We start from the raw sequence: 8076 nt of genomic DNA, 5'->3' as shown, positions 1-8076 counted from the left end.
GATCAGACTGCCTCCAGCTTCACCCGACCGCTGCGACGGCCAGGCGGTGGAGCCCTTCCATCTCCACACGAATCCGTAGTACTTCGTGGCGCACCGATCAGCTGGTACCAGTCCCGGCCGGAACGGGCCAGCCGGGACATCTCCATCCCCAACACGAGACCGACGTGATCCAAGCCGATCTCGGTGACCAGGCGCTGGAAGCCGGTGCGTGCCCCCGCGCTCGAGCCCGATCTGCCCAGGTCCTCGTCGATCACCAGGACACGGTCGGCCTGCCAGCCCAGCGCGACCGCCCTGTCGACCAGGGCATACTGCAACCGGGTCGACTCCTGGTGATCGACCAACTGCTGCCGCGTCGACTGCCGGACATAGACCACCGCAAGACGCTGCAGGTGACGATCGTCGATCTTGCTGCCGGGACGCTCCCACGGCATCACCGAGGTCATCGCGCGTCCCGTTCACTCACCGTCGCGGAGACCGTCAACGCGCGGCTCGCCAGCCGCACGAACTGCCCGACCGCCACCTGCCGGTTCGCTTCCGGCAGCGCAGCCCACACCTGCTCGTCCGGAACCACCCGCACTGTTGTCTGGGGCCGACGTCACTGTCGTCGGGCATGCCGACTCGTTCCCCTCGTCGCTGATCCGGCCCCGCAACCGATGGGCCACAGCGACCAACCGCTGCAGACCCTCACGACCGATTATCGGCGTCCCCGTACTGCTTTGACTATCCATAAGCGCAGTGTGCTTGGGCGATTGAGCGCACCATCGGCTGGCTGATGCACCACCGCCGTCTCGCACGCGACTACGAGACGCACTCCCACCGCTCCGAAGCCATAATCCACGTCGCGATGATCGACCTCATAAGCCGACGACTCACCCGCGAATCCACCCCGAACTGGCGCGGCACCTGAACCTCGAACCAAACAACCTAGCCGGGACAAAACGCTCTTTTAGAGGTCTCTCGTTCTGGTCCCGCTCATCGATGGAACCGTCAGCGGCCACGCCGTGGTCGACGTGCGTGGGGCGGTTCAGCCTCCAGACCACGTCGATGCCGGAGTCGGAGGGGCAGCGGGCGGCGTCACCTGCTCACGGCGGACTTCGGTAAAGCCCAGCCGGCGCGGTATGGCGCCGCTGGAGACGTTGGCCAGGTCGTGCGCGATTTCCAGATATGCCACGTTCGGCAGGGTGAATGCTTCGGCCGCCATGGCTGCTGTCGCTCTCGTGGCGATGCCCTGGCCGGTGGCGGCAGGGTGCAGTCAGTATCCCATGTACCATCCCTGGGGTTCGGTCCCGCGGTAAGTGGAACACATGCCGACGAGCGTGGCATCCCTGGTGATGGCGTAGTTGAACGCGTCACCGCTGTCCCACTTCGCGTCAGACTTCACGAGGAAGTCGCGGGTCTCCTCCTCGCTGTGACGGGCGACCCACGGCATCCACGGGCGCAGGTGGTCCAAAGACTCCTCGATCAACCTGAACACCGGCTCGAAGTCGCTCTGTCCCCGGCAGCGTCGCAGGGCGAAGTCTCCACACTCGATGATCTGCCTCGGCCGTTCCATGGCAGTCATGATCGTCCCGCCGAACGGATCACTGCAACGGGATATGCGTGGGCCGGTGGGCCGTCTACCTGGAAAGACGGCGGTAGCAGATCAGTATGAGCACCCGGATTGCGTTCAGGACCGGCTCGAACTGCGGGCCGTCACCCCGCTGCCCGGCGGTGACCGGCAGCGATAACAGCATCTCGCCCTGCTCAGGCCAGATGGATCTTCGTGGTGTTCCCGCCCCGCGAGCTGCCCAGGCCGTGATCGTCCGGCTCGGTGGTGATCCCGCCGGGCGGTTCCCTCTGCCCGGCGCCGTTCCGGCGGGCAACAGCCGCGTGCTGGTGGGCCCGGCAGATGGGAGCCGGTGTTCACCTCCCACGTGATCAGTCCGGCCGCCTCAGTCCGGGCCTGCAACAACTCCAGCAGCCGAGCCCATACTCCTTGCCGCTGCCGGCGCCTGAACAGGCCGTACACGGTCTGCCGGGGACGTACCCGTCTGGGTCATTCCCCCTATGGCGACGGGGCCATGAGGAACAAGGGCGAGTCCCCGCATTGGTACAGGGGGCCGCTCACGTTCGTGGCGAGACGGTGTGAGGGCGCTCCGGGGGAGGCCGGACCGACCTGGCGGATGAGTGAACCGGTGGTGTGCATGGGGGAGGTCGACATCACCACTCGGCGCTGGGCGTTGACGAGCGAGGCCGGAAACGCGAGGCGGGCGAGATGGGGGAGCAGCCGCGGCTCGAGATCGGACACGTAGACGTCCGCCCCCACCACGCCGTACACACCGGGGCTGTCGCCGGAGGGCAGGGTGACCGGCATGGTGAAGGTCAGCGAATACTCGCCCGTACAGAGGTAGTCGACGTACGGCCCGGTGATGTGCCGGCGGCCGGTGCGCAGGGGGGTGTCGTACCACGCCAGCCTGGTGAAGTCGAGGTAGTGGTCACTGCTGGGGTCGAGGTCGACGACAAGTCGGCGAAGCGGCCTCGTCTGCTCGCCCCGAAGCCACCACTCGAGCCACTGCTGCTCGTCCGCGAGCGTCCCGGGGACAGGGACGAACCCTGCCCCTGCGGCCAAGCCGCCGGTCCTTTGGATCACCGCTTCGATCGCGGGCAGGAGCCCCGCGAGGTCCTCCCGGTACAAGGGGGTGCCCGCCGCCTGGCGGCTTCGGATCAGAGCTTCCGTGGCGGCCCGGAGATCGTCGAGCGCACCGAAAACGTTCGCGACGATGTCGCGGACCAGATCGGTCACCGCCATGATCAACTCGTCGGGCCCCTCGCTCATCGGGGTGCTCATCTGGGCTCTCGTCTCGCGGTCAGGGCCGGGCTTCATGCTCGGGCCTGGTGGGGATGGTACGGGCCAGCTCCAGGCGCAGCTGCCTGAGCCGGTCCATCGCCTGGGTGATGTGCTGCTCGGCGAGCGAGCGGGCGGTCCCGGCGTCTCCGTCCGCGATGGCGGCAGTGATCGCACGGTGATCCCTGGCGACGCGTTGGCCCGCTTCCCCGTCATCCGCGAGCCACAGGAGTGCTCCGACCTTGGTCTGAAGCTTGAGCTCTTCCCGGGTGAGCCACGACGACTGCGCTGCGGCCGCGACCTCGATGCGGAACAGGCCGTCGGCCCGGCGTCGGGCAGCCGCGTCCGGGGCTTCGGCCAGTTCCTCGACCACCTCTTCGAGTCCCTGGATGTCCTCTTCGGCCGCCCGGAGGGCGGCGAGGCGGGCAGCGGCTCCGGCGATCGCCGCGTAGCGATCCGTGAGGTCCCGGAGCTGAGCAAGCGTCAGCGCTTCCAGATACTGCCGGAGGATCGCGGCGGGCGCGTCCGGGACGGCGCACACGAAGCTGCCTCCGCCGCGGCCACGGCGCGTCATGATCAACTTCTGCTGGCGCATGATCGTGAGCGCCTCGCGCACGGTGACGGGAGAGACGCCGAACTGCGTCGCGAGTTCACTCTCGGCCGGCAGTTGCTCCCCGTCGTCGAGGAGGCCGAGCGCGATCGCATCGGTCAGCCGGCGAAGGACGATCTCGGCCCGGCCCTGGGTCTCGAGCGGTGCGAACAGGGCAAGACGAGCGCCACGGGAGAGAAGCCGTCGCATCACGTGCCGTCCTTCCGGGAATCCGTTTCCGCTGTGTAAACCGTAGTGACCGCCCCCTTGCCTCATGGAATATAGAACTATAGGTTATCGGTTCACCGAGGCGGTTGCGCTCCACTGCGAGCCCCTCGGCACCTGTTTCAGGGCTGCTCTGCCCACTGTCCCCTTGTCAGGGCCCGTTCCGGGAGCTTCGGTTGACCCTGCTGCGCAACTACATCGACGGCGCGTTCACCGATGCGGCCCATGACTGCGTCGGCGACACCACTCCGGCCTCCACCGTGCTGCTCGCCGAGATCATCGGCGCCGTCTTCGAAGAGCTCAGCCTGCCGACGGGCGTCGTCAACGTCCTCTGCGGTGACCGCGAGACCGGCCGGATGACGGTCGAGCACGAGATCCCGGCTACGGCCTCCATCACCGGCTCCGTCCGCGCCGGCGCCGAGGTCGCCGTCTCCGCGTCCAAGGACGTCAAGCTCGTCCACCTGGAGCTGGGCGGCAAGGCCCCGGTCGTCGTCTTCGAGGACGCCGATGTCCCAGCCGCCGTCGAGGGCATCTGCGTCGCCGGCTACTGCAATGCCGGTCGAGACTGCACCGCCGTCACCCGCGTGCTCGTGCACGAATCGATCCACGACGAGTCCGTGACCCAGCCGGCCAGGGCCGCCTCGGAGACCGGGACCGGCCTGCCGGACGACGAGGACGACTCCGGCGCGGTGCGGATCAACACCCACATCCCGCTGGTCGCCGAGATGCCGCACGGCGGCTTCAAGAAGTCCGGTTCGGCAAGGACCTCTCCAGCTACGGCTTCGAGGGACTGCACCCGGATCAAGCACGTCATGACCTGCGTCGCTGAGTGACGACGACGTCCTGGCGCCCTCCAAGAAGTGCGTGGTCGTCCCGGCCCCGCCCGCCCCCATTCCTCAGACAACGCCCACCTCTGGAGTCCTCAGATGCCAACCACCGGACAAACGACAACCGTGAGCGAGACGGACCAGGACGCGGCGGACACCGCCCAGTTGGCAGCCTTGGGCTACCAGCAGCAGCTCACCCGCGCCCTCGGGCTCTGGCAGAACTTCTCGGTCGGCTTCACCTACCTCTCGCCGCTCGTCGGGGTCTACTCCCTGTTCGCCTACGGCTTGGCCACCGGCGGTCCCGCGTTCGTGTGGTCGATCCCGATCGTCCTGGTCGGCCAGGTCCTGGTCATGCTCACCTTCGCCGAGACCGCCTCGCAGTACCCGCTCGCGGGCGGCATCTACCAGTGGGCCAAGCGGCTGGTCGGCCCCCGCTACGCCTGGCTGTCGGGGTGGATGTACACCTGGGCGCTGCTGATCACCGTGGCCTCGGTCGCCTTCCCCATCGCCGGATACGCGGGGCCCCTGCTCGGCTACCCGGTGAACCACACCACCACCGTGCTCACGGCGGTCGTGGTCATCCTCCTGTCCGGCGCGGTGAATCTGGCGGGAGTGAAGCGACTGGCCTTCGCCGCGACAGCGGGCGTGGTGGCCGAGGTCGTCGGAACCGTCGGCCTGGGGCTGTACCTGCTGCTGTTCCACCGCCACCACAGCCTCTCAGTGATCAACCACACGTACGGCGCAGGCGGGTCCGGTGGCTACGTCGGAGCCTTCCTGGCCGCCGCCCTGTTCAGTGTGTGGATCTTCTTCGGCTTCGAGGCGTGCGGCGACATCGCCGAAGAGGTGAAGAACCCCTCCCGCAAGATCCCCCGCGCGATGAGCATGACCCTGGCCGTCGGCGGCGTGGCCACCATCATCCTCACTATGGGCCTGCTGCTGGCCGTCCCTGACCTCGGCGCGGTGCTCAGCGGCAAGGACGCCGACCCGATCGGCACCGTGCTCGCCGCGTCGCTCGGCACCGTCGGCTCCAAGGTCGCCCTGGCGCTGATCGTGCTCGGCTTCGTCTCCTGCACGCTCGCCATCCAGGCGGCCACGACGCGTCTGGTCTACGCGTTCGCCCGCGACGGTGTCATCGCCGGCTCCCGCGCCCTGTCCACGCTGCACCCGAAGTTCCACATGCCCCCGGGTGCGATCGCGGTGGCCACCCTCATCCCGGTCGGCGTCACCCTGCTGCCGTCCGCCAGCGTCGCCCGGATCATCACCTTCGCCGTCGTCGGCATCTACGTGGGCTTCCAGAGCGTGGTCGTGGCTTCCCTGATCGGACGGTTCCGCGGCTGGAAGCCGTCCGGCGCCTTCCGTCTCGGCCGCTGGGGTTGGGCGGTCAACGTGGTCGGCCTGCTCTACGGCATCGCGGCCGTCATCGTGCTCAGCCTGAAGACGCCCGCCAACGGTACGGGCTTCTTCGACCGCTGGCTGGTCCCCTTGTCCGTCGCCATCGTCTTCGCCGCCGGGCTGCTCTACCTGCTCATCGCCCGTCCCCGCGAGGTGATCCGTGAGGACGCGCGCGTGGACGCGGTCGCGGCAGTGACGCCGTCGGACGACGGCGCCACCCAGCCGCAGCACTGACGTCACCTCAACCGGTCTCGTCCGGTCGGCGGCTCGGCCGCCGACCGGCTGCCCTCCTCGAGAGGCCCGCGGTACCGCGACAGCGGCGGCAAGTTCGCCATCAGCACCGGATCCGGGACCCCGGCCCGCGCGAACTCGCCTATCTCCTTCGGGCCCGTCGCGCCCGCGATCGCCGAGTCGATCTGCTCCCTGACCGGCGTTTGATGGCGGACCGGTTCCTGGAGGCGTGGCGGTCGGGAAAGATCGCGGAGTCCAGGACACCGCGGACCAGCCGGCGCGCAACATTCCACCGCCCTGCGCTCTGCCGGACGGTTCGCGTCGCCCTGAAGCGCGTCGTATCGGATGGGCGGGTCATGTTCAGGCGGCCCTGTTCGAAGGTGTCGTCGACGCCGAGGACGAGCAGTTCGCCGCGGGCCGAGCGGCTCTCTCACCGGTGCACGGCGAGCGGGATCGTGTCGACGGTCACGGGCTTGCCGTCCTTCGGCGAGTTGAAGTACGCCGTCAGCAGGCCAGGGCCGGTGCGTGCGGCCTTGTAGGGGAACGTCACGTCGAACGTGCCGCGGGTCCCGGTCCCGGACGTTGCCCGCACCCGTACATCGGCGGCGGTACGGCCGATGGTGTCGGTGACCTTCAGCCGGAACACGGCCTCGAACGTGCCGGCGGTGCCCCACACGTGCAGCGGGGTGCGGACGGTGTCGCCGATGAGCGGGGATTCGATCAGGACGGCCGGGGCGAGGTCCTCGAAGTCGGCGCGGCCCAACGGATGGTCGAGCACGATGCCCTCCCCACCGAAGTACTTCACCGGCTTGCCGTCGAGCTCGAAGCGCACCTTCTGCACGGTGCAGAACCGGGTCACGGTGAACACGACCTGGGCGAGCCGCGCCCGCATGGACAGGGCGCCGCCGCCGTCGTCGTACCGGCCGGACAGGTCGACGGTGGCGAGGTGGTCGCGGATCACCACGGAGTGCAGCGCCGTCCCGGACGGGATCGCCGTGCCGCAGCCGTGGTCCCGCTCGAAGCGGTTCGGTCCCGCCAGCAGGGCTCGGACGGCTCCGGAGGCGGTCGAAGGGGCGGCGACGGCGCGCGGGGCGGCGGAGATGTGCTCCCCGTGCAGCAAGTAGACGGCGGTGCGGATGCTCCGCGCCTGCGGCGCGGACGGGGCGCTCGTCGAGGGCGGGGGACCATTCGTGGGGCTGGTGCCGCCTCCGGCGCCGGTGGACGGACCTCCCGCCGTACCCTGCGAGGGTCCGGTTCCGGTCGCGGACTCGGCCGGTCGGCTGCTGCCCTCCGGTGCCGCGGTGCCGTTGCCGGTCCCACAAGCCCCGACGAGGAGGAGCGGCAGGCTCAGTGCCGCGACGTAAATACGTGAACGGCGCCCGCGCGGGCGGGCAGCCGGGATCGTACCGCTCATGGTGACCTCCTCCGACACCTCCAGCGAAGCGCCGCAGCAAGCCGCTCGCCAGGGACCGCACGGCACGGACACGGAGGCCGTACGGCTCCACTGATCCGACCCGACGGGACCAGAAACTGCTGCGCGCAGGGATTGATGGCTGATCATCGCCCGCCCTGTCCTCGCGATCGGGCATCGAGCCGGATGAGTCTGCCGGCCGGGGTGATGGCGGCGGGGGAGCGGTCGGGCTGCATCTCGTGGCGGGAGGCGATGCCTCGCCAGGCGTCGAGCTTGTCGATCAGGTCCGCGACGGTGTTCCGCTGCGTGGTCGAGGAAAGCCGGCCGCTGCGGCGGGCCGCGGAACAACGCGCCGCCCGACCGAAGCCCGGCCCCGCCCTCGCGGAACGACGCCGCATCCCTCGGCTTGTGGACTGCTCCCAAGCGGATGTGTCGGCCCTCGGACACAACGCTTGACGATACGGAATCGAGGGCCTCGACCTTGTGCGTGCCGACAATCCCGTCACCCTATGCGACCTGCGCGTACTCGTGGATGAGGCCGCCAAGGCGGTCGCGCCGGATGCCGCGCGATGGGCCA

Annotated in this window: 7 protein-coding genes and 2 pseudogenes; 3 read left to right on the top strand and 6 right to left on the bottom strand. The window is 69.2% G+C overall.

Annotated features, from left to right (window positions below; genetic code table 11):
* Window positions 1-2: 2 nt before the first annotated feature.
* On the bottom strand, window positions 3-443 hold the full coding sequence (locus tag ACIBJF_RS50690; protein ID WP_399184669.1) for a recombinase family protein: 441 nt from the start codon (window positions 441-443) through the stop codon (window positions 3-5).
* A 299-nt stretch (window positions 444-742) separates the two neighbouring features.
* On the opposite strand from ACIBJF_RS50690, the pseudogene ACIBJF_RS50685 reads away from it, so the two are divergent.
* Window positions 743-907, top strand: a pseudogene (locus tag ACIBJF_RS50685) (IS5/IS1182 family transposase); the annotation flags it as partial.
* Between the two features lie 117 nt (window positions 908-1024).
* Here ACIBJF_RS50685 and ACIBJF_RS50680 read toward each other — a convergent pair.
* The 4 genes from ACIBJF_RS50680 to ACIBJF_RS50665 all read right to left on the bottom strand — a co-directional run bounded on the left by ACIBJF_RS50680 (window position 1025) and on the right by ACIBJF_RS50665 (window position 3623).
* Complete coding sequence (locus tag ACIBJF_RS50680) at window positions 1025-1201, bottom strand: hypothetical protein (RefSeq protein ID WP_399184668.1); 177 nt, start codon at window positions 1199-1201, stop codon at window positions 1025-1027.
* Between the two features lie 51 nt (window positions 1202-1252).
* A complete protein-coding gene (locus ACIBJF_RS50675; protein ID WP_399184667.1) occupies window positions 1253-1552 on the bottom strand; it encodes a hypothetical protein in 300 nt (99 codons plus the stop codon).
* 492 nt (window positions 1553-2044) lie between these two features.
* The gene (locus ACIBJF_RS50670; protein WP_399184666.1) at window positions 2045-2827 is read right to left on the bottom strand and encodes a cache domain-containing protein; all 783 of its coding nucleotides are present in this window, start codon (window positions 2825-2827) and stop codon (window positions 2045-2047) included.
* A gap of 19 nt (window positions 2828-2846) precedes the next feature.
* On the bottom strand, window positions 2847-3623 hold the full coding sequence (locus tag ACIBJF_RS50665) for a FadR/GntR family transcriptional regulator (RefSeq protein ID WP_399184665.1): 777 nt from the start codon (window positions 3621-3623) through the stop codon (window positions 2847-2849).
* Between the two features lie 254 nt (window positions 3624-3877).
* Here ACIBJF_RS50665 and ACIBJF_RS50660 point away from each other — a divergent pair.
* Window positions 3878-4471, top strand: a pseudogene (locus tag ACIBJF_RS50660) (aldehyde dehydrogenase family protein); the annotation flags it as partial.
* 120 nt (window positions 4472-4591) lie between these two features.
* Complete coding sequence (locus tag ACIBJF_RS50655) at window positions 4592-6091, top strand: APC family permease (protein ID WP_399184664.1); 1500 nt, start codon at window positions 4592-4594, stop codon at window positions 6089-6091.
* 427 nt (window positions 6092-6518) lie between these two features.
* Here ACIBJF_RS50655 and ACIBJF_RS50650 read toward each other — a convergent pair whose 3' ends face one another.
* On the bottom strand, window positions 6519-7502 hold the full coding sequence (locus ACIBJF_RS50650) for a GerMN domain-containing protein (protein WP_399184663.1): 984 nt from the start codon (window positions 7500-7502) through the stop codon (window positions 6519-6521).
* Window positions 7503-8076 lie beyond the last annotated feature (574 nt).

Source organism: Streptomyces sp. NPDC050743 (assembly GCF_044456925.1).
Taxonomy (GTDB): domain Bacteria; phylum Actinomycetota; class Actinomycetes; order Streptomycetales; family Streptomycetaceae; genus Streptomyces.
Note: the sequence above shows the minus strand (reverse complement) of the source record. Positions and strands in the feature narration are given on the sequence as shown.

Coding starts and splice junctions, on each gene's coding strand:
- ACIBJF_RS50665 (WP_399184665.1), bottom strand. CDS start 3,623: ATGCGACGGCTTCTCTCCCGTGGCGCTCGTCTTGCCCTGTTCGCACCG.
- ACIBJF_RS50680 (WP_399184668.1), bottom strand. CDS start 1,201: ATGGCGGCCGAAGCATTCACCCTGCCGAACGTGGCATATCTGGAAATC.
- ACIBJF_RS50650 (WP_399184663.1), bottom strand. CDS start 7,502: ATGAGCGGTACGATCCCGGCTGCCCGCCCGCGCGGGCGCCGTTCACGT.
- ACIBJF_RS50690 (WP_399184669.1), bottom strand. CDS start 443: ATGACCTCGGTGATGCCGTGGGAGCGTCCCGGCAGCAAGATCGACGAT.
- ACIBJF_RS50670 (WP_399184666.1), bottom strand. CDS start 2,827: ATGAGCACCCCGATGAGCGAGGGGCCCGACGAGTTGATCATGGCGGTG.
- ACIBJF_RS50675 (WP_399184667.1), bottom strand. CDS start 1,552: ATGGAACGGCCGAGGCAGATCATCGAGTGTGGAGACTTCGCCCTGCGA.